The 23,142-nt window shown below is 48.1% G+C and carries 22 protein-coding genes; 10 read left to right on the forward strand and 12 right to left on the reverse strand.

Features of this window, described 5'->3' with window-relative positions; genetic code table 11:
* Window positions 1–929: 929 nt before the first annotated feature.
* From PsAD46_RS21970 to PsAD46_RS21985, 4 genes are all read right to left on the reverse strand, one after another.
* Window positions 930–1,850: an FkbM family methyltransferase gene (locus PsAD46_RS21970; protein ID WP_063292656.1), complete on the reverse strand. Its 921-nt coding sequence runs from the start codon at window positions 1,848–1,850 to the stop codon at window positions 930–932.
* Between the two features lie 74 nt (window positions 1,851–1,924).
* Window positions 1,925–4,588: a glycosyltransferase family 29 protein gene (locus tag PsAD46_RS21975; RefSeq protein WP_193776986.1), complete on the reverse strand. Its 2,664-nt coding sequence runs from the start codon at window positions 4,586–4,588 to the stop codon at window positions 1,925–1,927.
* Window positions 4,589–4,650: 62 nt separating this feature from the next.
* A complete protein-coding gene (locus tag PsAD46_RS21980; RefSeq protein WP_063292654.1) occupies window positions 4,651–5,463 on the reverse strand; it encodes a hypothetical protein in 813 nt (270 codons plus the stop codon).
* Between the two features lie 74 nt (window positions 5,464–5,537).
* Window positions 5,538–6,182 carry a hypothetical protein gene (locus tag PsAD46_RS21985; protein WP_063292653.1) on the reverse strand — a complete coding sequence of 215 codons (645 nt, stop codon included), beginning with the start codon at window positions 6,180–6,182 and terminating at the stop codon, window positions 5,538–5,540.
* Between the two features lie 491 nt (window positions 6,183–6,673).
* Between PsAD46_RS21985 and PsAD46_RS21990 the strand changes: the two genes are divergently transcribed.
* The 3 genes from PsAD46_RS21990 (at window position 6,674) to PsAD46_RS22000 (ending at window position 10,804) form a co-directional block, all read left to right on the forward strand.
* Entirely contained in the window at window positions 6,674–7,264 is a 591-nt protein-coding gene (locus PsAD46_RS21990) for a class I SAM-dependent methyltransferase (protein ID WP_063292652.1), read from the forward strand.
* 653 nt (window positions 7,265–7,917) lie between these two features.
* On the forward strand, window positions 7,918–8,874 hold the full coding sequence (locus PsAD46_RS21995) for an FkbM family methyltransferase (protein ID WP_063292651.1): 957 nt from the start codon (window positions 7,918–7,920) through the stop codon (window positions 8,872–8,874).
* Window positions 8,875–9,445: 571 nt separating this feature from the next.
* Window positions 9,446–10,804, forward strand: coding sequence for a site-specific integrase (locus PsAD46_RS22000; protein ID WP_084404510.1), 1,359 nt, complete (start codon window positions 9,446–9,448; stop codon window positions 10,802–10,804).
* On the opposite strand, the gene PsAD46_RS28005 is transcribed toward PsAD46_RS22000, so the two are convergent.
* On the reverse strand, window positions 10,704–11,309 hold the full coding sequence (locus tag PsAD46_RS28005) for a hypothetical protein (RefSeq protein ID WP_063292650.1): 606 nt from the start codon (window positions 11,307–11,309) through the stop codon (window positions 10,704–10,706). The two genes, PsAD46_RS22000 and PsAD46_RS28005, sit on opposite strands and share 101 nt — an antisense overlap.
* A gap of 558 nt (window positions 11,310–11,867) precedes the next feature.
* On the opposite strand from PsAD46_RS28005, the gene PsAD46_RS22010 reads away from it, so the two are divergent.
* Window positions 11,868–12,116 (forward strand): helix-turn-helix domain-containing protein, encoded by a 249-nt coding sequence (locus PsAD46_RS22010; protein WP_063292649.1) that lies wholly within the window; start codon window positions 11,868–11,870, stop codon window positions 12,114–12,116.
* Between the two features lie 162 nt (window positions 12,117–12,278).
* On the opposite strand, the gene PsAD46_RS28690 is transcribed toward PsAD46_RS22010, so the two are convergent.
* Complete coding sequence (locus PsAD46_RS28690; protein WP_063307875.1) at window positions 12,279–12,518, reverse strand: hypothetical protein; 240 nt, start codon at window positions 12,516–12,518, stop codon at window positions 12,279–12,281.
* A gap of 163 nt (window positions 12,519–12,681) precedes the next feature.
* Here PsAD46_RS28690 and PsAD46_RS22020 point away from each other — a divergent pair, with 163 nt between their 5' ends.
* The 3 genes from PsAD46_RS22020 to PsAD46_RS22030 all read left to right on the forward strand — a co-directional run bounded on the left by PsAD46_RS22020 (window position 12,682) and on the right by PsAD46_RS22030 (window position 14,119).
* A complete protein-coding gene (locus PsAD46_RS22020) occupies window positions 12,682–13,101 on the forward strand; it encodes a hypothetical protein (RefSeq protein ID WP_153040808.1) in 420 nt (139 codons plus the stop codon).
* Between the two features lie 8 nt (window positions 13,102–13,109).
* On the forward strand, window positions 13,110–13,496 hold the full coding sequence (locus PsAD46_RS22025) for a DUF6362 family protein (RefSeq protein WP_063292646.1): 387 nt from the start codon (window positions 13,110–13,112) through the stop codon (window positions 13,494–13,496).
* Between the two features lie 356 nt (window positions 13,497–13,852).
* Entirely contained in the window at window positions 13,853–14,119 is a 267-nt protein-coding gene (locus PsAD46_RS22030; protein ID WP_208981971.1) for a hypothetical protein, read from the forward strand.
* A 252-nt stretch (window positions 14,120–14,371) separates the two neighbouring features.
* Here PsAD46_RS22030 and PsAD46_RS22035 read toward each other — a convergent pair whose 3' ends face one another.
* The gene (locus tag PsAD46_RS22035; protein WP_063292645.1) at window positions 14,372–14,593 is read right to left on the reverse strand and encodes a hypothetical protein; all 222 of its coding nucleotides are present in this window, start codon (window positions 14,591–14,593) and stop codon (window positions 14,372–14,374) included.
* Window positions 14,594–14,686: 93 nt separating this feature from the next.
* Window positions 14,687–14,890: a hypothetical protein gene (locus PsAD46_RS28010; protein ID WP_153040809.1), complete on the reverse strand. Its 204-nt coding sequence runs from the start codon at window positions 14,888–14,890 to the stop codon at window positions 14,687–14,689.
* On the opposite strand from PsAD46_RS28010, the gene PsAD46_RS28015 reads away from it, so the two are divergent.
* Complete coding sequence (locus tag PsAD46_RS28015; protein ID WP_153040810.1) at window positions 14,889–15,158, forward strand: hypothetical protein; 270 nt, start codon at window positions 14,889–14,891, stop codon at window positions 15,156–15,158. The two genes, PsAD46_RS28010 and PsAD46_RS28015, sit on opposite strands and share 2 nt — an antisense overlap.
* Before the next feature lie 701 nt (window positions 15,159–15,859).
* Here the strand turns inward: PsAD46_RS28015 and PsAD46_RS22040 are convergent.
* From PsAD46_RS22040 to iolD, 4 genes are read right to left on the reverse strand one after another with little or no spacing between them, the layout of a single operon-like run.
* Entirely contained in the window at window positions 15,860–16,690 is an 831-nt protein-coding gene (locus PsAD46_RS22040; protein ID WP_057465088.1) for a class II fructose-bisphosphate aldolase, read from the reverse strand.
* A gap of 10 nt (window positions 16,691–16,700) precedes the next feature.
* Window positions 16,701–17,543: a 5-deoxy-glucuronate isomerase gene (locus PsAD46_RS22045; RefSeq protein ID WP_057465087.1), complete on the reverse strand. Its 843-nt coding sequence runs from the start codon at window positions 17,541–17,543 to the stop codon at window positions 16,701–16,703.
* Between the two features lie 2 nt (window positions 17,544–17,545).
* On the reverse strand, window positions 17,546–18,550 hold the full coding sequence (gene iolC / locus PsAD46_RS22050) for a 5-dehydro-2-deoxygluconokinase (RefSeq protein WP_057465086.1): 1,005 nt from the start codon (window positions 18,548–18,550) through the stop codon (window positions 17,546–17,548).
* Window positions 18,550–20,433, reverse strand: coding sequence for a 3D-(3,5/4)-trihydroxycyclohexane-1,2-dione acylhydrolase (decyclizing) (iolD, locus tag PsAD46_RS22055; RefSeq protein ID WP_193776988.1), 1,884 nt, complete (start codon window positions 20,431–20,433; stop codon window positions 18,550–18,552). The genes iolC and iolD overlap by 1 nt, the downstream gene beginning before the upstream one ends.
* A 587-nt stretch (window positions 20,434–21,020) precedes the next feature.
* On the opposite strand from iolD, the gene PsAD46_RS22060 reads away from it, so the two are divergent.
* Together PsAD46_RS22060 and PsAD46_RS22065 are read left to right on the forward strand one after the other, a co-directional pair.
* Window positions 21,021–21,914, forward strand: a complete 894-nt coding sequence (locus tag PsAD46_RS22060; RefSeq protein WP_063307876.1) for a TIM barrel protein — start codon at window positions 21,021–21,023, stop codon at window positions 21,912–21,914.
* Window positions 21,915–21,923: 9 nt separating this feature from the next.
* Window positions 21,924–23,081, forward strand: coding sequence for a Gfo/Idh/MocA family oxidoreductase (locus tag PsAD46_RS22065; RefSeq protein ID WP_063307877.1), 1,158 nt, complete (start codon window positions 21,924–21,926; stop codon window positions 23,079–23,081).
* Window positions 23,082–23,142: the final 61 nt, after the last annotated feature.

The following is a 23,142-nucleotide window of genomic DNA, read 5'->3' on the forward strand; positions in this document are numbered from 1 at the left end:
TAAGCATGGAACGGAAGAAAGAACGCACCCAAAGTCAGAGGGCCATAATGGTTCTAAGTAACCTGTCCGGTAATTAGACTGTAGGTACGTGCGTATTACCATCAAGGCCACGGCCCGCGTGCCGATAAACAGGTCGGATACATAGTAGCGACTTCAAGGTTCCAAGTAAAAACTCTCTTGCGAAATGCAGGCGGTCCATACATATGGCCCACCACGTCAGCAGTGGCTTGGATGTTGACCCAGATTTCTTCGCTGCTGCGAAGGTCGGCTTAGTCGCGCGTTGCCGAAACCACTGATACTCAGGCAAGCGCCTAGCTTGTCGGCTACGCTTACTAATGAAAGTCCAATTGAGCATCAGCACTGCGCGTACAAATTATGCATCTCACAACAAAATTAAAATTGGCATCTTGTTACAGAGCATTAGAAGAATCCAATGTCATTTCCCAGCCACATCTACTGAGTAAGCTGCTGGCGAACATGTCTTTTGTTGACGTTGTGTTGACGCGAACGCAAAAAGCCCCGAGCTTTTGGCTCGGGGCTTTTGTTATGTGTTTGATCTATTGATCGAATTTTGGTTGCGGGGGTAAGATTTGAACTTACGACCTTCAGGTTATGAGCCTCTAATGTAGTAAATTATACTATAATTTACTTTTCAAGTATTTAGCCCACAACCGCTTAATACCGCTTAGCAACTTTCACAAACCGTTAAGGAAGTGTACGACATCAAACGACGTCATGTACAGCTCAAAATGCGTACGACGGTTGACGTGGTGTTGACGCGAAACTTTGCGGCGCCTCTACATTCCCGTACGCAAGTCCTCGGGACGTTTTCCTGGGATCGCGTAAACTTTCAGCGCTATCGCGGTAACATCATTTTTGTTAGCGGATAGGATACAATCAAGTTACAACAAGCTGGAGATCATTCACGCTCACCTCTTGGCTGGGTTTGGAAACTGAAAACTACCAAGCTGATGCTCTGCAAAACTTGGGTTGTTAGGTTGATCTAGCTCATTTGGAAAGGTGCGGGTGCATGAAGAAAACTGAAACAAATCGCGACGTAAGAACGTGACTTCCAGAACAGGCGGAACTGCATAGCCACCTATAATACGCAACGCAGTATTATTATTACCATGAACATGTACTGCCTGATGGGTTTTGAAGAGTTTATTCAGTCCTGCTAAAGCCGTTCGGTACCAAAATAGCTTATAAACTTTGTGCAAGTCATGGAACTCGACAAGTATCTGAGAAAATTTCTGCAACTCATTCATTTCAAGATCTGCAAAAACTCCCCATTCGTCACCTTCAATGTCCATCTTCAATAAGATGCTGTTTGTGTCTTGGTGCCCATTATTTCGAAGCTCATGCTTGAGGCAGGTCATTCGCTCATCTATTTGGTGTGAGGTCGTAATGCCCTTTTTTTTGTAGTTAAAGCCTTCATGATGATGGGGGAGACCATCAATTGTATGGTCATATTGGTAAACTTTACAGCCGTGACGGGCCACCTCTAAATCCCAAGAAACGTCGCGATTAATGCCCAAGGAATAGGCAACTTTCTCGTCAGGCCCTGGCGGAGCCATAATGTAACCTCCGTCAAACGCACGTCCTATGCGGGTAAGGTTACAGCTATCTACGTCCATTGGACTTAACCGGGAAAAAAGTGTCTCCACCATTTCCTGAGCAGCTTTTGACATTTCAGGTTTTTCGATCAGGCGGGCTTTTTTGCCTTCAATGATAGTTATTCTCTTTTCCAGATGCGTAAGGCGTTTGTTAAGACGTGCAATTTCTTGCTTGTGATTATCTGTTGCAGACGGCTCTCTAGTCAAAGCCTCCTTAAGATCAAAATTTGACATGCAATGAGCTTTCGTATGGTTGCGCAGCTATTTCAATGGATTGAAGAAGTGTGTCTGCAATGCTGATTAGAAGGCTAAAAGAGGCGAATATTCTTATGTGCTGGCAAAACACAATTGATGACGTAGTTTCGTTCTCTTTGAGGATTATGACGATATCTTCCGGTTGCCTCCAACAAGCTCAATCCTTTCCGAACAATATGCCGGGACTGATTGAAGTCAAAACCAACCAGCGAAAGTTCTGCAAGGTTCGCTTGGCGTAAAAATTCAATCCAAATAATACCTGATGTAGGTTCCGCAGAAAGTTTCATCTGTAACTTTTTCGTATAGATCCTAGGCAGGCGTTGCACCTTGTGAGCTAAAATGAACTTTGAGGACAAATGATGCAGGCTTGGATGGGGCGCAACGTTTTGAGTATTGAAAACTGGAGCAAAGAATAGTTGTCTTGCGCGGTCTGCAGTCGAACATGACCAAATGTCTGATTTAATTCCAATCGCCGGAACTGCAGTATATTCATTTAGAATTGCCACCGGTGTGTTGGGATCTAAAACAGTGTACTCCTCTGCTTGACTGGAGCGACCATCTGTAAATATCCCATAAATATACTTTTCATAGTCCGGTTGAAGCGTCATGCCTTTTTTAACGATATAAGGACATCCAAGATTCATCCTGATAACGATATCATGGCTATCAATAAAATCTGCAGCTTCGCTTTCAAGTAATTTTCCTGCATTTCCGACAAGACATACTCGCTTACCGGCTAGCAATTCCGTATTAAAGTACGGCATAAACAGACCTTTTGAGTGATTAACAGCCTCATGGTAATATTTTTTTTTGATGGACTTCTTTGCCTTCTTCAAAGATTTTTGAGACTTATCGAAAATATCAGAAAAAGAGAGGCCGGATGACTTGGACTTCTTGAACTCAACTTTTTTGGCCCGCTGGGAGGTTAGTTTCATTTCATTTTGATAGAAGTGATAGACTGGATTCTCTATTGGCTGAGCTGCGCCATCATCTACAGGGAGCTTATCAAAAGAAGTTTCATCCAGCTTGAAACTGGTACGATACAGAAACCATGAAAGGAATTGGTCGTACCGTTTGGTACGTAAATCAGAATTTTCAGAGATAGCGTGTTGATAGGAAGTCAGAATGCCTTTCTCTGAAACCAGTGAGACCGCTTGATCGTAAATAGCCCGCCCAAATGCAAGTACAGGCTTGCCCATTAACATTGCCTCGAAGCCGACACCACTATTGATGACAGCTATACATTGAGCCTCCAGCAGGACATCGTGAATATGTCCTGAGTTTGTAAATAGCAGGTGTTCATTCTGCCACGTTTTCCTGGCTTTCTCATAAAAGTCAGTTTGATCCAGAGGGTGCTTACGAAACAGTACTTTAAGGCTCTCTTTTTCAGAAAGTTTCACCATGTCTTCGATAAAGTCATCTAATGTACACTTTGCGTGTAACGTTAGTGCTTCGTCTTCTGGAACTTGTAGGACAGCAAGAACATCAAACTCAGGTAAACTCTGTTGCTTTTGATTTTTTTGAGGTGCTTTGGTTTTCTTCTGGGCTTTTAGCTCGGCTTTAAACTCCTCTAGCCGTGGATCAATCGGGAAATTTTTAAAAGCATCAGAACTTGACCAGCTTGCTGAAGGCCCCCAACCCGTTGATGAGCAGGTAAATATCTCAGACAAATATTCCTGCATATAGAATGTGGCATTATCAATTGGGAGTTGCTTATAGGTTTTGTGCGGAATAAAAAGTTGCTCAGCAAAGTCGAGCCGATCAATTAGCTCTTGTGTTACTTCCCATTGTGCAACAGGTAAAATTCTTGTAAAGACGCCAGCTGACTGTGCGGATTGCGATATCAGTCGAGCCATCACACGCCATCCAACTCTCCCAGGACGGGATAATCGAGAAATGCGAGTTTGATAGCCGTTGTCGTCTAATGGCTGCTTTGTTCCAATATCCTGCAGCGGAAATAGTACTAAATTCTTTGGAGTATTTCTCGTAAACTCAATCTTTTGCGCAAGTTCGGAAAGGCGCTTTGCATCGCCTTTCACCTGACTAAGGGGACGACGTAAAATATATGAGTTCTCGCAGAGTTTCTTATCGCGGTAGAATTCTGGGATACATCCGGTTTTGAGTTTACTGCTCTCTTTAAGGATTACCTTCTTGATTAGCTCAACTTCAGAAACAGGACCCGGAGCAGTTGTAGAATTGATGTGTTTTTTTATAAATTCTAAAAGCCGGAAGGTTTTAGGTGTGTGCTTTAGCCAAAGAGGCTGAGAATAAGCAATACGGTGTCCCCCCTCGTTGATCCGGATTGTGTGTGCACCCAAATCACAGTTTTGCAACACCGCAGGCAATAGGGTCAGATCTTCAACAACGGTAAACTCAACACTCAAAATCAGAAGGGCGTGTTTTGAATGTCCAAATAACCAACTAGCAGTGCTATACAAAGCTACTTCATTGCTGCTGGCTTGAAAATCAGAAGCAAACTCAAACTCGTAAACTGTTGTAGCATAAAGCTGTTGGCTTACGTTTTGCAAAAGCTCTTGGGCTTTTTCGTCTTTGTCCGAAATTCCGACCACAACACGAAGACCAGGTGAGCACGCTTCGCAACTACGCAAGAACTGTTCACCGTATACAAGAAAGTCTTTTCCGCTGCAAACAATCAATATCTGCCAGAAACTATGATCTGGTTTATCAAAACCAAGGCGTTGAATAGAGTGTAACACATGTAACTCCTGGGTGTGCAGCCGAGGGGGGGGGGTAAACCTCATTCATTTTACTGAAAATGCTATCGAGAAAAACTTTGTTGTAGAAAATGAGGAAGTTTATACGCAAAAGCTAGTGCATCACGTTCTCTGCTTCGGCCCTTAATCTTACGATCGCCTTTCAAGTGATCAACGTATTTACCCAATGCGCTTTGAATAAAAATGTGTCCTGAACGCCATCTGCTGCCCAGCTCTTTGAAAGATGCAGTGCGGCCCCGTTCCATTTCCTGGACAATTTCCCAGAAAATGTAGCTGTCGTGATTTTCTTTGAATGTAAGAAATTCACTAGAAAGGTAAATCTGCTCAAACCTATCGGCAAAGCTCAAAATCTCGGGGTGCTTCAGATTGTAGCCCACCCAACCACATTCAGGATATCCTCGCCGGTTGAGATATGCAGCCAACTGCCCCCTCTTAGGAGCTATCTTGTCGAGAAATTTTTCTGGTATCTGCGTGTGTGTAACGGTATCAGCGTCCAGCCATATCAGTTGATCAAAGGCTCCCCTGCAGCGACGGATTGCATCCGTCACTGCGAAGACTTTGTTCGAAAATCGGTAAGCATCCCACCGAAAATTCTCTGTTTGTTTGGGGATGATTGGATTGGTGCCGTTGGCAAAAGGGTTATCACGATAGCAAGCTTTAAATTGCTGCAGTTTTGGTAGAACCACCAAAGGGTCTAACAATTGCAATCTTGCCTCAGATAAGCCGACGGACGTCATTTCTGGGTATACCATCATCGAAACTGTATCAGGCCACTTTTTTAAGAAGCTCTCAATACATCGTTTGCCATACTGCTGATATCCAGATTCGTGAAAAGTAGTAACGACACAATGTTTCATAGCTATCTTTACGCTGGAACTGGCTTGGATTTCTCAATCTGTTGTGCAGAAAGCATGCGCTTCTTGTAGTGTTCTCAATCTTGGGAGTAATCGCAATCCTTGAAATCATCGAAGTAGGGACCACCAATTGTGTAATGTACGATTGCAGCATTAAGGTCATACTCATACACACCAACCAGATGGTTCCACACTAATGGGAGTGACCCGATCTCTTCATCAGTTGCTAGCCATTTAAATTGGTGGAGCTCCAAACCGCTACGAGTGTTTACATATTCAGGTGTCAGTGATTTACAACGTGCATTATTGAACAGCATGAGGCTGGACCAGTTTTTTCTCTCGTACTTAGTCTGAGGATTTCCAAGGAACTTGGTAGTTTCCTCCGGTTGGTATTCATGCTTACAACACATAACAGCATAACGATCATCTCGGAGAGCCCAAAGTTCTGCGAGATCTCTGCGGAAAATCATGTCACAGTCCATAAACAGGCTCCATCCCTCATAATTGGAGAGATAGGGAGTGAGAAAACGACTGAAAGAAAATTCCGTTGATTGAAGAGGATGTGACGTACGGTGAAAAATTGCTTCTAGCGAAGATTTCGCGATCGGACAAAGTTGAACTGGGATCGATGTGTTATCAATGATGCTTTGACAAAGTGTATGATAAGCAACGTTCTCGCGACTGTCGTAGCCAATGAAGATACGAGGAATAGACATAACCATGAAACTCGACTCCGCTGATAAAATGTTACCTTGCGCAAACCAACGTGTACGATCTATTTTGAAACTTAAACATCAAGATTTATTAGTCGCAGTTTTTGTCTCGTTCATCATTATTACGTTTAACTGCGGAAGACCCGGTAATCCCTCAATTATGGAGAATTACTGTTAAACGAACTGGTGAATACTTCACTTCTTAAGGTGTTATATTTTGTATAATAAATTTTACAGTCACATAAAATAATATTCAGGGTGTAAATTATGATAATTATAATTATAGGAGAGTTATTTATTTATGTAATTAATTTATAGGTCACATGTAAACACGTAGAACATCCGCAATCACAGCGTAACAGTGATTTTTTGTGCGCCTTTTATTTTACGTTGCTATCGATTTAGTTATCAAGATTACATACAAGCCTCATGGATTGTTGATTAATCGGTAGTTTAAGGCCCGGATTCAACCCTATACCTAGTTCGCTTGGGAGTCTAAGATGGTTGACCTTAAAGTGTTGGAAGAACAGCATAAAGCCTATCCAGGACGAACTCAGCGATGCGTAAAGCTCGCTAAGAAATATGTCCGTAAGCATCTCCGCGACGGGCAGTTATTGGAAATTGGTGCTCAGCACAAACCAGTTGCAAAATACTTCCCTGAGTTCGAATATAAAAAATTGGATATTCGAGAAGTGTCAAGTAACACGATTATAGGAGACATTATCAATTGCCCGCATATACCAAACAATACATTCGACCTGGTATTTAGTGTTGACGTATTTGAGCATTTAACAAAACCTTGGAAAGCGGCCGATGAAATTTGTCGTATTCTGAAGCCGGGTGGTATCGTCTTTATCTCTACAGTATTCAGTTGGCGTTATCATCCTAGCCCTATAGATTATTGGCGGTTTAGTCCTTATGGCTTGGAATCTCTGTTTGAAGGGCTGGAGACCTTGGAAGTTGGTTGGGATTACACGGAAAGAAGACGTAAATCAAAAATTGAAGGTGCAATCGAACCGATTGATGAATTGGGCGGATGGAGAGAAAATGTCCGTGTAAACTACGTTGGCTACAATAGTATTCGTCCTTAAGGCAGTGCTGCATTAAGCAAATTTTTTCGCAACTCGCCCTCGGCTTTATTATGATAGGATTAGCTACAGTTTGATGCTGTAGTAGGGCGCATATGACCTCCTGTCTTGAGATTTACGGTGAAGCTGCAGCTACACTTTTTTGAGAATCCCATTGGCCTCAACTGCGTACCGGAGAAAATTTTCATAGTTAAGAGTGTAGCTAACTGCACCGGCTGACCAACATCATCTACTATTTTTCCTGGTGGATTCTTGGCGATCTTTCATTGATATTCTTCGGGCCAAGTTACACACCAATATCATCAAGCAGACCATCGTTTTATTAAGCGGCTAGTAAGGCCGACGGTAGGATTTAAGGCCTTCCAATCAGTCGCCGCCACACTCGATGAAATTAAAACTGCTCACGTGAGCAGAAAGTGTTAACACAGGCAGGAGAGCGTAACAACCTTCGCCTGTTCATTACCCTCGCAGAAAAATCCTGTCAAGACGATAGGCATTTTCCGTGCACCTGCCTGAGCTTATGACAAATCGGTTTAACTACACCCACTTATCCTAGCTCGAACGTGATGCACAACCGATTAAATTGTCACTTTCTGGGGATTTTGGAAGATCCCTTCCGCTGCTAGATCTAAAAAGAAACCTTAGCAGAGGACGGCATGACAAAACCAACCATTAGGTTTTTACCAAATGACTTACGCAATGAACGATCCGTTTGGTTGCAGAAGCATAGAAATAATGTTGTCACGAAATATGGTGAAGACGGAATTATCGAGAAAATCTTCGACGTTATTGGTACTAAGAACAAAACCCTTTGCGATATCGGAGCAGCAGATGGCAAGCACCACAGCAACTCCTACAACTTAATCACCAATAATGGTTGGCGGGGCATTCTCTTTGAGCCTGCTCGGGACCGTTACAAGCGACTAAATAAACTCTATCAAAGCAACCGGAAAGTGGAGATCATCCATAACTATGTTGGCTTAGACAAGGAAAGCAATCTAGACTACCATCTGAAGCAGCTGAAAGTGCCTGTCCCTAAGAATTTTGACTTTCTCTCCATCGATATTGACGGGTGCGACGTTCATGTTTGGAACGATATCCAACAACACCGCCCACGCGTTGTTTGTATTGAGTTTAACCCACTTGTTCCGTTGGATGTATATTTGCTTCAAGCAAGAAATCTCGCAGTCAATAATGGCAATTCACTACTCGCTACCTATTTGGAAGCACAAAAAAACGGATACGAGCTCGTTGCGACCACAAAGCTAAATGCCTTGTTTGTTGATCGACCTTACTTTAGTGAGTTCAACATTCCAGACAACTCCCCGTTAGCAATGCATTTTTTGGGTGATTTAGAAACAAAAATAGCCATGAGTTATGACGGTCATTTGTTCCTTGCTGGGAATTCTTCACACCCTTGGAAACGATATGAGATCAGTGAGGAGCAAATTCAAATCCTGCCTCCTGAATATCAAAAATTCAAAAATGAAGCTCAAGTTTCCTTGCCTTTGGAAAAGGAAGCAGCCCAAAAGCCTAAGAAACCAGGTAAAGCTAAACACCCAGTTAAGTTTGGCCTCAAAAGCTTTAAGAACTTTTTGCAGACAATGATATGAGGTTAGTCACGCAAGCTTGCCGCGCTGAAAGATATTACCGCAAAGGTGTGCTCCAGTTTACTGAACGGGTAAATTTAAATTTTGATTTAGGCAGCCACCGAAGCCCTACGGGGAATACCCAATGTAAAGCTGACAAGTCATGGCGACATGATCACTCGCGTCGACATATAGGAGAATATGTAGTTTACGCTTAATCACCCACCGTTTCCTACTCAAAACATATCCGACACATTTCAATTAGGATTTTTGTGAAAGTGTTCCCAAAGTTACAACATATCAATAATCCTCTTTACCCCAATCAAAATGCTTTTCCTTACTATCCGTGAAATGTAGCTTCTGACCGACAAGTTTTGGCGTTCCAGTAAATGCTCTCCTAGCTTCAATTCTTTGGCACCGTCTCATCTTCTGTGCGCTTTTTCAGTTTCCAACGCCTTTGAACGCCTATACGCCTAGAGATGACTGCCTCTAGACTCTCCTTCTGTGTGCTCGCACTTGGCACCCTAAGACTTTGATCTTGCAAGAGCTGGCACACTACGCATCACTTGGATGGTATGTGAGGGGGGAGTGTATTGTGCCTAGTCGTCAACGCCTTACAGAAAAGATAGCACGCGCTGCAAAGCCCACCGTGCGCCAGTATCAATTGTTTGACACTGAAGTCCTGGGCTTTGCCTTGGTGATCTATAAATCCGGCTCCAAGGCGTTTAATCTTTCCTACCGTGTCAATGGTCGCCAGCGCCGCTATACCATTGGTATGTGGCCCGCTTGGAGCGTGGTAGCAGCCCGAGAACGTGCCAAAACCATCCGCCGCGAGATTGAGATGGAGTGCGACCCGCTGGGCAACCGAGAAGCAGAACGTGTTGTGCCGCGCATGAGCGATTTGGTTGAGCGCTACATTGACGAGCATTTACCCAAGCTTGCCGCCCGTAACCGCTCTGACCAAATTTCTATGCTGACCAAACTGGTACTGCCGCAGTGGCGCAACCGACTGGTGCGTGAGATTTCTCCAGCCGATGTCAACAAGCTCTTGCGTGAAATGGCTGCTGAGCGTCATCGTCTTGCTAAGAAGCTTTTGCGCCGATCTGTCCCCTGCCCGACACCAATCCGTGCCAATCGGCTCGGTGAGGTCCTGCGCAAAATGTTCAATCTGTCAGTGCAGTGGAAGATGCGTTCAGACAACCCTGCTCAAGGGTTTCATAAGCGCCCTGAAAACGCCCGCGAACGCTTTCTGTCCTTTGATGAGATCAACCGTCTCTCGGAAGCGCTAGAAAACAGTGAAGACAGACGCGGAGCCGATGTAATCCGCCTGTGCTTGCTAACTGGTGCACGCCTTGGAGAAGTGCGTCATGCTCGATTTGAGCACTTTAATCTTGAACTACTCACGTGGTTTAAACCGGCAACGACCACCAAACAGAAGCGCACCCATCGCCTGCCTATTTCCGCAGAAGTGGCTGATCTAGTGAGATGGCGGTTAGAACTTGTACCAGAGGACTGTCCCTGGCTGTTTCCGGGAGATGGGACTGGCAGACCCGTTCATGAAATGCGCCGTTATTGGCAGAGCATTTTGAAGCAAGCAGAAATCTCCGATGTCCGCATTCATGACTTGCGTCACACCTTTGCTTCTCTCTTGGTTTCGGGCGGCGCTTCCCTTGAAATCATTGCTCGTCTTTTAGGTCACACTCAGATGAGCACTACACAGCGCTATGCCCATCTAATGGAATCTCCTTTGCGTGAGAGCGTCAATGCCGTAGCCGAGTATGTGAAGCAAAAACCATCCCAACAGGCGCAGCAGATTGCTGCATCGCCTCCTCCCAACACGCCTACACCTTCATCTAATTCTCCTGCTCCTTCTTCAGTGCCTCCCAAATGGGGCGAATACGGCGGCGGATGGTACTCATATCAGGCGCCTCTCCGGTTGGAGACGTCTCAATAAACCAAACCTGCACTCCATTCGCCAACTCCTGCATGGTTTTGGGAACGCCTTCTGCAAAAATATGCACGCAGAGCGGTGCCCACATTCCCTCCCAATCATATTTCGGCTCACGACCACCTTTGCCTGCGCGCTGGGCAAGGCCGTACTTCTCTTCAAAGCGATAAAGATCGATGGCTGGAATCCAGAGTTCATCAGGCTGGACCCTTAAACCTTGTTCTGGCTTGGTCACATAAAGCAGCTCAGTACAGTCTTGATGAAACGGGATCACACGCTGGACCAAACAACAACGGGAGCGTTTTCCTGTCGTAGTCAGCATCTTGAACAAGTCTGCTCCAAACAGCACCACCATGCCAAAAACGCGCCGATCACCGCAGGCTATATGCGGCGTACTGGTGACAATGCGAAACCGACCAACTTCTGCCCAACCTGCAATGGTGCCTAATGGAGCTCCCCAGCGGACGCCAGCTTCAATTAAAGTGAAATACTCTTTTGATGGCAGCGGCATTGGTTTCCCTCCCCTCTCGCAACCCAGACATCATGAAGAAGAAAAGTTGAGGCGCGAGGCAAATCACCTGCGTCAAAGATCTGCTGTTTGAGTACTGCCTTGTGGCATCCAGCTTCTATTGGGCCTCATCAAAGAACACGCCGCCGCATGTAGTTCGCATTCAGCCTGCCGTTTAGGTCAGGCTATTTCCAGCAAGACTTAAGACCTTTACCGGCTAACAACAGGCCAATCTCTCAATTGTGTTGTTTCAACAAAGTTGATTTGATCAATGCGTCAACCATTTGAAATACTAGGAGGTTTGGCGGCAACCGAAACTCTAAAACTACCCATTGATATCTATAGGATATTCCAAACCCTCATGATTTAAACGAGATGAGTTTTGCGTCTCATTACAGATGTCGAGCTGCGTTACTCAGAAGTTTATTTCGCCTCAATAGGCAATGCCCAGGCGTTTGAACGCCTATGAACGCCCATCAACGCCTACGCGCCTATTGACCTTCTATGCTTAGCTCTTCTGCAAACCGTTTGAGCCCGAGCGGTTCTGCTTTGGAGGAGCACATGGAAGACAAAGTCCCTATCCCGGGACTTGAACAAACAGAACCTAAGGCCATTCTTGATGGCTGGATGACAAGGGCTGAACTTGCCAAAGAGCTTGGCGTTTGTGTTGATACGCTGGGCCGCTGGCAGACCATGCGCATTGGTCCACCATGTGTGCGCACTGGACGGCGGGTGTTTTATCGCCGAGAAGCTGTACTCGACTGGCTCAGGCAAAAGGAAATCCGCGAGAACAGGATTTCGAACCTATGAGCGTTCAAGCGATCACCTGGGCTTATGGGTGTTCTCAAGTTTCCGATCCGATCGAGAAGTTTGTGCTCATCACCATTGCCAACTTTGCAGATGAGTACGGCCTGTGCTGGCCATCGCAAGTCACGCTGCAGGAGGCGTGCTGCTGCTCGGAGCGCAAGCTGCTTAACTCATCTGGAAGCACTGCACCTCATCACCCGCTACCAGCGTCGCCGTGCCAATGGCTCTCGACGGTCCGATATTTTTGTCCTCACGGGCTTTGCAGGCCGCAAGGCCATCACAGATCCAAATGGTCACCCTGCTCTTGAAAATCTGGAGACGACCAAACCGAGAACACACAAGCGGTATGGTGTGCCGGAAGGCCCTGCCAGCAACCGGCACGTGGTGCCCCCCTTGAACCGTCATTTAGAACCATCAAAAGAACCTTTTCCCTCTTACCCCCAAAACTAGGCCTGTGAGCAACATCGGGTAGAACCTCCAGCACAGGCGGTCCTTCAATCCGAGGAGAAATCCCATGAACCCTCCAAACGCAAAAAATCCATTTCCCATGTTTGGCAGAGAGCCTGGGATGAGGCTGTTACAGCAGCTGATAGTCTCCCGGCCAGAACGACGACTAGCACCAAGAACGGCTCAAGAGATTGAGGAACTGGAGCAACTGCTCAGCACACTCACACAGGCCAACGCACCTGGTGGGTCAAAACCAGTGAGCCTGGCTGTTGGTCAGCTTCTCAACCACTATCCGCAAAAACGGCTCTCCCCAGAGGCCATCACACAACTGATTGAGGATTGGATCCAGGATCTAAGCAGCTATCCAACCGATGTGATCTTTGCCACCTGTCAGGCCTGGAGGCGCAGCAGCAAGACTATCGCGCCCACCCCCGGTCAACTGATCACTCTGGCTGAACCCATCATGGCAGCCCGCAACTTCCATATCCGTGTGCTGCACAGCGTACTGGACGCGCAAGTCACCTCAAAAGCATCTACCTAGAGGATCGTATGGCGCTCACCACCACACAGATCGTCGACCGGCTTGAGCTTGCAGCCAGCACCCTGCGGCGGCTTCCAAATCCGCCAAGATCTACACCAAGGCGGGACGGCAACACCTGGCCGCAAGTCATCCATGATGTTCATGAGGCCTATGGCTACAACAAAACCCAAATCCGGGCGGTGCCCAGCGCCAAAGACATTCAGCACATGGAAGAAGCCATTGATTGGCTACGATACATCTTTGAACCTGATGACAGGAAAATCCTTTGGATGCGGGCTGAAGGTTTCCGCTGGCGACCCATCTGCATTCAGGTCGGGCTGACCCGTTCTACCGCTCATCGCCGCGCTGTGGCGGCAGTTCTCACCATACAGCGCGCTATAAACAAGCGAAGGTGAAGTCACCGGCACTTCTACCCTCTACATTCATGACCGGCTAATGCCATGGGTTTGTGGAGGAATTCGGTTTCCTTGCATTGACACCTTGCGCCAATCATCGCATGGTCCTCTTGAGGCATCACAACCTCTTAGTAGAGCGGTCACCGCTGCCGTTATTTCGGCGGTCAATTTGTGTTTGGAGTTAGCCCTCCTTACGCAAACTCTCGCTTATGGGCGGGAGGGCGGTGAATACAATACCCCTTCGCGGGGGAATAAACCCGCCTGACTCTACCAGGTTGTGAACCTCCCGCTCACCAGTGGGTTGTCACAAGCCTTCTGCTGAGTGGTTCATTTAACACCCCAGTAGAGAGGGCTTTATGATGACTGAAACTGGTAAAAAGAGTAGTGCCCATACGTCCCTTCGCAATGAAGTGGATCAGCTTCGATTATCAACCAACCACCTCAAAAATCTAGTCTATTCCATGAGCGTGGTGATGAGCGAACGCATGGAGCATACCCAGGAATATGAAGCGTTGCTGACGCTGTTTGATACTGTGCGCAATCACATAGAAAATGCGCAAGCAAGTAGCGAGAGGATCTCCGAACTGCTTGATCCTTGCGCACTGGAAGTCTCAAAAGACTAAAAAATAAGGAATACCGAGAGGTCCTGCCTCTCATGGAATATTCTGGCTTGGGAGGCATAGTGCCTCTCAGGCCTTTTTGAGTTTGAGCTGAGTTTTAAAAGCTCATCCATAGACCGGGAAGGGGCTTCACTAGAGACCCGGAAGGGGTATTGGCCTCCATTGCCTCAGATCAGGCTTCTGGCTGAACCACCCTACCAAAAGGCAAACCCCGCACAAGGCGGGGTACAATCCATATCCTAAAATCTACCTGGCTCAAATCAGCCCGAGTTCTCGCAGTGTGGTTGCTGCATCAAGAAGCTGGTTGGTATTCACTTCCACCGTGAGCGTCATGCTGTCTGCGTTGACCCGTGCCTTGACCGCGGCTTTGTCGTCGAGGGCGCAGGCGATCGGGTCACAGGCCTCATATGGCCGATTTGCGTTAAACCCTGCCTTGGCTAAGTCGTGTGCTGCAATCCTGATTGTGCTGGTTCTCATAGAACTACCTCCACTTTAGCGGGCACCCTGCCCGCCTTCACGATCGCAACCCCGCACCGTTGGCGGGGTCAGGCTTCTTGTGGGGTGGTAGGCTTAACTTTCCAGTTCAGCTGCCAGCTTGTCTCTGGCGGCGCTGAGCATGTCCAGGTAGGCGCCGCCCTTGTGCAAGATGATCTTACCCTCCCACAGCTCTTCGGCGTTCTTGTCACCAAAGATCTCACGCATTTCCTCACTAGTGTAGCGTAGGATTTCCGTCCCCCATTGGGGGTGTTCTGTGTAGATGTAAGTCACGTGCATGGCGCTTGCTCCTCTTGATGCGTGTGCCTCCTACACATGGCCTGCCCGCGCCTATTCAGGTACCGCGCAATGCCATACCCGTCCGCACAAACAAGGGCTTATAGGTGTCATACCGTTGATCTCGTGGGTGCATGAGGGCCCGCTTAGTGTGGCGAGCGAGCGCTTTCAAACAAGAGGTGCCTTGCTTGCTGATACCGTCTATTCCCGGCTGCTATCGTCTCGCGACCGCTTTGGGCTGGGTTCAACTGCGTCCTACCGCGTACCCTAACAAATGACCCTGCACTTCTGGCGCGACAGAAACAGGCTGGTTCGGGCAGATTATCGCTATGCTCAGTGGAACTGCGGTCTCCTCCTCCAATCGCAGTCAAGCCGTGCAATATCCTCGGCACAATTCCATACCACGCATCCCCTACCCCTGCTTTTGGGTCCTTCCGGGCCGCAATCGTATGCGGTGGGGCTTTGCGCACTAGATCGCTAGTTGCAGCAGAAAATATTGGGTGCGCACTTCGCAAATCCAATGTTTTGTTATTGCTTCACCACCACGACGCGAGTGTCCCCTGCGCCGACGGATCGCTAAACACGCGACTAGTAAAGTGGCAACGCAGTTGCGGGGGTCTTGTTAGCCAACCATCTGGAAGCCTTGCATGGATCATTGTTATGATCTGCATCGCGTAATTGGGAAGTGCTTTCATGTAGAACGAAAGTGGTGTCTGCGGAATCTTCAAGGAGTGCATCTCGCACTTGAAAGCCATGACCTCGCATATTTGAAGCTCAAAACATTGGAGTGAATTGCCAAGATTATGTGACGAAACGCAAACCTTAAAATGAGGTACTGCTTGTCGCCCCCTATGGAGAAGTGCAGATCTCTATATTGGCGCAGCTGTTTATGCACCACTTTCCCTTTCATTCACTCTGAAAGAGCAAGCTAATCACCCTCTCAAGAGCCTATCTGCTCGAGACCGAGACATGCTATGCCATACTTATATCCAGCATGACTTTCTTAGCTGCCTGTTTGACGCTTTCTTCTGCTTGCGTCAGGAGTTTTATCCGGTCAAAAATCTGTGCGTCCTCATTCAGAGTTTTCCGAAGCGATTGCCCAAAGGCCATGCGAACTTCGGTACCAATATTGAACTTGCAGATCTTTGTTTCTTTTGCCAGTTTCTGCCTGACTTTTGCAGGAATCCCAGAGCCTCCGTGTAGCACGAGCGGAATGTTGGTGACGTTTTCAATGGCATGGACCAGATCGAAATCGATCATTGCTGCTTTTTCTTGTTGCAAGTGCACATTACCGACAGAGATTGCGAGCGCGTCGGCATTACTTTCCTTCGCAAACTGCGCGGCTTCTTCTGGTTTCGTACCTGAGGACACAGCACCCTCAGCGTAGCCAACAAAGCCGACTTCTCCTTCCAGAGAGACACCATGTGGCTTAGCGTTTGCAGCGATGGACTGCATCAGGCGGATGTTTTCCTCAAGAGGAAGCTTGGAGCCATCAAACATGACGGAAGTAAAGCCAAGGTCTATTGCTTTCAGGCAATCCTCTACTTCGTAGCCGTGGTCAAGATGAGCAACCACTGGAACAGAGGCTGTCTCAGCTAGAACTCTAAACATTGGCGCCAGAACTTCCAATGGAGTATGGGCGCGACATCCAGGACCTGCCTGCAGAATGACCGGGCAGCCGATCTCTTCGGCAGCCTCCACAAATGCACGTGCATCTTCCCAACCTAAGACAACAAAGCCAGCAACTGCTGTCCCATTGTTCATGGCTGGGGCTAAAACGTCTTTAAGGTTTGCAATAGGCATTACTGTATCACTACTTAAACTTGGCGATCATGTCTTTGATGCCTGGGATCGTTTCGACCTGATATGCGTGCGTTGGCTGGAAATGCTGCACCAGTGAACGTTGACTGAGGCCGCCGAGAATTGTGAAGTAATACATTTCATAGCCCGGTGCGGCGACACAAGGATGGTAGCCCTTATCGATAACAAGAGTTGATCCATCTACGATGTGATAGGCTTCCCCGACTTTCCCATCTTCTTTCTGAAGCAGCTGCATTCCAAAGCCGTGTCCGGGCCGGAAGCGGAAGTTGTAAGTTTCGTCATGCCGTGTCTCATAAGGCAAGTTGTCAGTGTCATGCTTATGAGGAGGAAATCCTGACCAGCCGCCCTGCCCTACAGTAAACAGTTCGGAAACCAAGAGACGGCCAACTTTATCGTGATATTTAGTTCCAAGTATATGCTTGATTTTACGATGTGTTTTCGTGTCATCTGAGCCGTACTGAACAACATCCAGGTCAGATGATGTCACCGCAAATGGTGTCAGAACACCGTCATATCGCGCTCCAGCGATGAACACTTCGGCGGCATCACTGACGCAAACAATTGTTGTTTTCGCTCCGGTCGGGATATAGACCCCTTCAGGCTCGCCATCCCAAACATCTACGCCGCGACCGCCTATTCCATTCCAGTTCAACCCTTCGCATTCAACGTTTACCGAGCCAGTTGCAGGTACGATGCAAGTTTCATAACCGGGAACCTGATAGTGGAATGCTTCCCCTTGCTTCAGCTTTACGATGTTGAAGTAGTTTAACGGAACGCGGGCATCATCAACGTCTACGATGGGCTTATTCTGATTATTATATGGAGGGATATGCATGCTTAGTCCTTCGTCAAACTCAATGTTTCTTCTACGGAAATGCTGTGTTGTTTCAAAAACCTCACCAGCTCTTTTTCATCGGGCATTGCTGTTGCACAGCCAACCTTGGACACCACAATTGCTGCGCAGGCAGACCCGCGAAAAACGCTTTGCTGCAAGGTCTTTCCATTTGAAAGTGAGGATAGAAAACCACCTAGAAATGCATCTCCTGCACCCGTCGGCTTCACTGCAGAAACAGTGAATATGCCGGTCTGAAATGACTCATTTTCAGTGTAGGTGGTTGAGCCTTTCGAGCCCATTTTGTAAATGCAGATACAGTCAGATCTGTTTGCAAGTTCGTGGGCAAACTTCGGGCCATTAGCCATGTTCCCAGCCATGAAACCAAACTCCTCGTCATTCCCTACAATGACATCACAGAGTGAGCTCATGCGTTTATATGTCTCTGTGGCTTCCTGTGCGGATGCCCAACTGTAGGGGCGGTAATCGATATCAAAAATCGAAACCAATCCCTCAGCTTTTGCTTTCTCCAAGGCGTAAAAAGTCGCTGTGCGAGATGGCTCGGAGGCCAGCAAAGTTCCTGTGGTCACGATTGCATCAAACTGAGAGAAATCAACAGCGTCTACATCGGCTTCGCTCATCATAAAATCTGCTGCACCATTTCGGTAAATGGTCGTCTGATGATCGAGCAAACGTGCTTCCGAGAGCGCAAGGCTGTTTCTGTATTCTCCGCCAATTGGGGTGACGTACTTGTGAACTATTCCGTACCGCTCCAATTGATTGACGCAGTAACGTCCGATTGCATCGTCAGAAACACGGGTCAGCAACGAAACGTGGCATTCTTGCCGGCGCAGGGCGACTGCAATGTTTGCAGCAGATCCGCCCAGATGCACAGACATGGTTTGCGCATCTTCAATTGATGTGCCTGCAGGTTCTGGCGTGAGGTCCATGCCTGCACGCCCGACAACCAGATATCTTTTCCCCTGTAGCTGTTGCAAAAGTCTGTTCATTACACACCCACACGCTGGTTTATGCGACCAACTTCCCATTCTTCACGTGCGGTGCGTACATTCTGACTGTTAGAAACTTCGGGCAGTCCAACTTCCCACCATGCATGACCTTCCTGTGTCCATCCTTCATAAGGATCGACCTGAATAGAAATGATCGTGGTTCGGTCTGCTGCCTTTGCCCGTTTGAACGCTTCACGCAGCTCTGCAATCGTCTCTACGGTTTCTGCCAGTGCGCCTTGAGCTCTTGCGTGCGCAGTAAAATCCACTGCAACAGGGTTTGTAATTGTTGGTGAATCTTTGATCAGATTGTTGAAAGAGGTGTTGCCGGTGTTGTTCTGAAGTTTGTTGATCACGGCGAAGCCACCATTGTCGCAAACCATGACAATGAGCTTCTTTTCGGTCAGGACGGAGGAATAGATATCCGAGTTCATGAGCAGGTAGGAACCGTCACCTGTAAACACGATGGTATCCTGATCGGGCTCTTTCTCGGATTGAGCAATACGTGCCCCCCAACCGCCGGCAATCTCATAGCCCATGCATGAGAAGCCGAATTCGACATCAACCGAGCCGATGGCTTTGGTTTGCCAGTTAGCGGTAACTTCGGCAGGCAGGCCGCCTGCAGCTGCAACAACCCTGTCATTGTTGTCACACAGGTCGTTTACGGCACCGATAACCTGCGCATAGCTGTTAGGTCCATTTGCGGGGTCAACATTGTGCTTCACATAGGAGAGCCACTCTGCCTTTTCCTGTTGCGCAAATGCGGTCCACGTCTCTGGAGCCTTGTATAGCTTTAAGGATGCAATAAACGCAGACAAACCTAATTTTGCATCACCCACGACAGGGAGCGATCGATGCTTGCTTGCATCATGACGAGCAGCATTAAGGGAAACAAACCGAGCATCTTTTCTGAAAGCGGTCCATGACCCGGTGGTAAAGTCCTGCAAACGTGTTCCAACAGCAATAACCACGTCAGCATCAGCAGCAATTGCATTTGCTGAGTTTGAGCCTGTTACGCCGACTGGTCCGCAATTCAGCTCGTGATCTGACAGCAGGTTTGCACGGCCCGCTATTGTTTCTATAACCGGAATTTGTGTCTGTTCAGCAAACGCAAGCAATTCTTGCGCGGCACCAGAATATTGCACGCCACCGCCTGCTATGATCACAGGCTTTTTTGCGGCTTGAATGAGTGCAATAGCGTCATCAAGCTCCAACTCATCAGGTGTCTGCCGACGGATGCGGTGAACTTTTTTCTCGAAGAAAGCAACAGGGTAGTCATAGGCCCAACCTTGGACATCCTGTGGCAGTCCCAGGAACGCTGGACCGCAATCAGCCGGGTCAAGCATGGTCGCTATCGCAGCAGGCAACGACTGAATGATCTGTGCTGGATGTGTAATACGGTCCCAGTAACGGGAGACTGCGCGGAAAGCATCATTCACTGATGCAGTCGGATTACCATAATGCTCCACCTGTTGCAGCACCGGGTCCGGCAATCTTGAGATGAACGCATCACCACATAACAGTAGCATTGGAAGCCTGTTCGTGTGTGCTAACGCAGCTGATGTGGCAAGGTTTGTTGTGCCTGGTCCTGCTGAAGCCGTGCAGAACATGAATCTCTTACGTAAATGATATTTGGCATAGGCTGCAGCGGCAAAGCCCATGCCTTGTTCATTCTGACCTCGATAAAGCGGAAGTGTATCGCGATGCTCATATAGTGCCTCGCCCAAGCATGACACATTGCCGTGACCAAAAATTCCGAACCCACCTCCGCAGAGCAGCACTTCGTCACCGTCAATACTTATGTACTGGTTTGCAAGATACCGGATGATCGCCTGCGCCATAGTCAAACGGATTGTGCCAGTGGTGATTTCACTTTTTGTGGTCATGGTGTCCCTATTTCCTTCCGCCTGCAATTGTCGCCTTGTTCCGCCACAATTCGCGGTCCCATCAACTCGTCTATTGACGCCGTGGTAATTTTGAAGGATACCTATTTTGCAACCGGTTGCAACAAATCTTTTCTGGGAGATGTATTTTGACCCAACTGGAACTGCACTGATGAGAGGTAACTACAGGTGAGAGATCTATGAGATTGCGCTGAACTATCCGCATCTTTCTCGCGATCAGATCTTAGGATTGCTCGGAGGGGTTACACCTACCTGTTCGCAGTAAGAGGGGCAAAAATAGCGTTTATATCGAGTGTAGAATGATTTTTTTGCCCGTTCATATGTGAACACGTCGTTTGCGTGACTTCATGTTCTCCAGAGGTTCGGGCTTAAAGAAAGGCTGCAGGTTTTCAGATGAGAGGGCCTTACGTTCGATATAGTTTCAGTCTGGTCAATGCTGTGGCAAATCATATTGAAACCGCTTTCAATTTTCCATACCCCTCCTCCGGCCTGAACATAAGTCCGCCACAGCAGCATGATGGCACCAGTAGATTAGCAACATCGCTCTAAGTACAACAAAGGGATGAAACGTGGGAATTAGAATTGGTAATGCGCCCTGCTCATGGGGGGTAGAGTTCGCAGATGATGCACGTAACCCGAGCTGGGAAAGCGTTCTCGATCAATGTGCCGCCGCGGGCTACAAGGGCATCGAACTTGGGCCGATTGGTTATATGCCAGAGGACCCGGCAGTGCTGAAGGATGCGCTTGTGAAGCGGGATCTGGAACTGGTTGGGGGTGTCGTTTTCCGGCCGTTTCATGATCCGAAAGCATGGGAGGATGTTTGGGATGGCGCGAAGCGGACCTGCGAAGCCCTGAAGGCTCATGATGCCGAGCATTTGGTGCTGATTGACTCAATTTCACCACGGAGGGCACCAACTGCCGGACGTGCGAGTGAAGCCGAGCAAATGGATCTGCAGGAGTGGACTGCATTCAAAGAGCGTATCATGACAGTTGCGCGTATGGGGGCCGAAGAATACGGCCTTACAGTCGGCATCCACGCGCATGCCGCAGGCTTTATGGACTTCGAGAGTGAGTTAGAGCGCCTCCTGGCTGAAACCGATCCCGAGTTACTAAAAATCTGTTTAGATACTGGCCACTCTACATATGCTGGCTTTGATCCGGTTGCATTCATGGACCGCCATATGGACCGCATTTCTTACATGCACTTCAAAGATACATCGGCATCGGTAAAGGCAGAGGTTACAACCAACAGGATTGGTTTTTACGACGCATGCGCTCAAGGGATTTTCTGTAACCTTGGTGAGGGAGAAGTGAATTTCCCAGCAGTGCTTGAAAAACTGCGCCAGGCAGGCTTTGAAGGCTGGTGTACGGTTGAGCAAGACTGCGACCCACAAGGTGACACATCTCCGATTGATGATGCTAAACACAATCGTAACTACCTGGAATCCATTGGCTTTCACTGAGGAAACATCATGACTAAATTAAACTGGGGTCTGATTGGAGGCGGCGAAGGAAGCCAGATTGGTCCTGCGCACCGTCTAGGTGCATCCGTTGACGGATTGTTTCAGCTGGCTGCAGGCGCTCTGGATGCAGATGCCGAAAAAGGGCGTGTATACGCGCGGTCACTGGGTATCGCAGAAGACCGGGCTTACGGTGATTGGCAGGAAATGTTAGCTGCTGAGAAAACGCGCAGTGACAAAGTTGACCTTGTGACTATTGCAACACCAAACGCAACGCACTTTGAGATCACCAAGTCCTTCCTCGAGGGTGGTTTTCATGTGCTGTGCGAAAAGCCCATGACCATGACTGTCGAAGAGGGCGAAGAGATCGTAAAGATCAGTCGCCGGACTGGCAAAAAGTGTGCAGTAAACTTTGGCTATTCAGGATTTTCTTTGGTTCGCCAGATGAGAGAAATGATTGCCGCAGGTGAACTGGGTGAAGTTCGCCTTATAAAAGCAGAGTTCGCGCATGGTTTCCACGCCGACGCAGCTGATGCCGATAATCCACGCGTTCGCTGGCGCTACGACCCTGCTGCTGCTGGCGTTTCTGCTGTGCTAGCTGATGCTGGCATCCATGCACTACATATGGCCTGCTTTGTAACCGGACAGGAAGTATCGACTGTCTCAGCTGACTTTGCATCGACTATTGCCAGCCGCGAACTGGAAGATGACGCAATGATCAACTTCCGAATGGATGGTGGTGCAGTTGGGCGGCTCTGGACATCAGCAGTTGCCGTGGGGCGTATGCATGGCCTGAGCTTGCAAGTGTTTGGTGAAAAAGGTGGGTTGGCCTGGCAACAGGAACACCCCAACCAGTTGTACTACACACCATTGAATGGTCGTACCCAGATCATCGAGCGCGGCGCTGGTGACCTGTATGATGCAGCCCAAAACGCATCGCGCGTAACAATTGGCCACTCCGAAGGCATGCCCCTGGCCTTCGCCAACATCTATTGCGACCTAGCAGAGATGATCAACGCGGACAAAGCCAGCGGATCTTCTGAGAGATCAACTTTCCTATTCCCAAGCTGTGAAGATGGTTTGCGGTCTATGGCAAGTGTCTATGCTGCAGTAAAGTCAGCGCATGCAGCTGGTGCATGGCAAGACGCCGTTCCAGCCCTACTGAAGTAACACTTTTAAAAAGGGGCCGTATACTTACTGGCCCCTTTTTTTGTAAGCGCCCCTGGTATTT

The sequence above is a fragment of the Pseudovibrio sp. Ad46 genome (assembly GCF_001623065.1).
Taxonomy (GTDB): Bacteria; Pseudomonadota; Alphaproteobacteria; order Rhizobiales; family Stappiaceae; genus Pseudovibrio.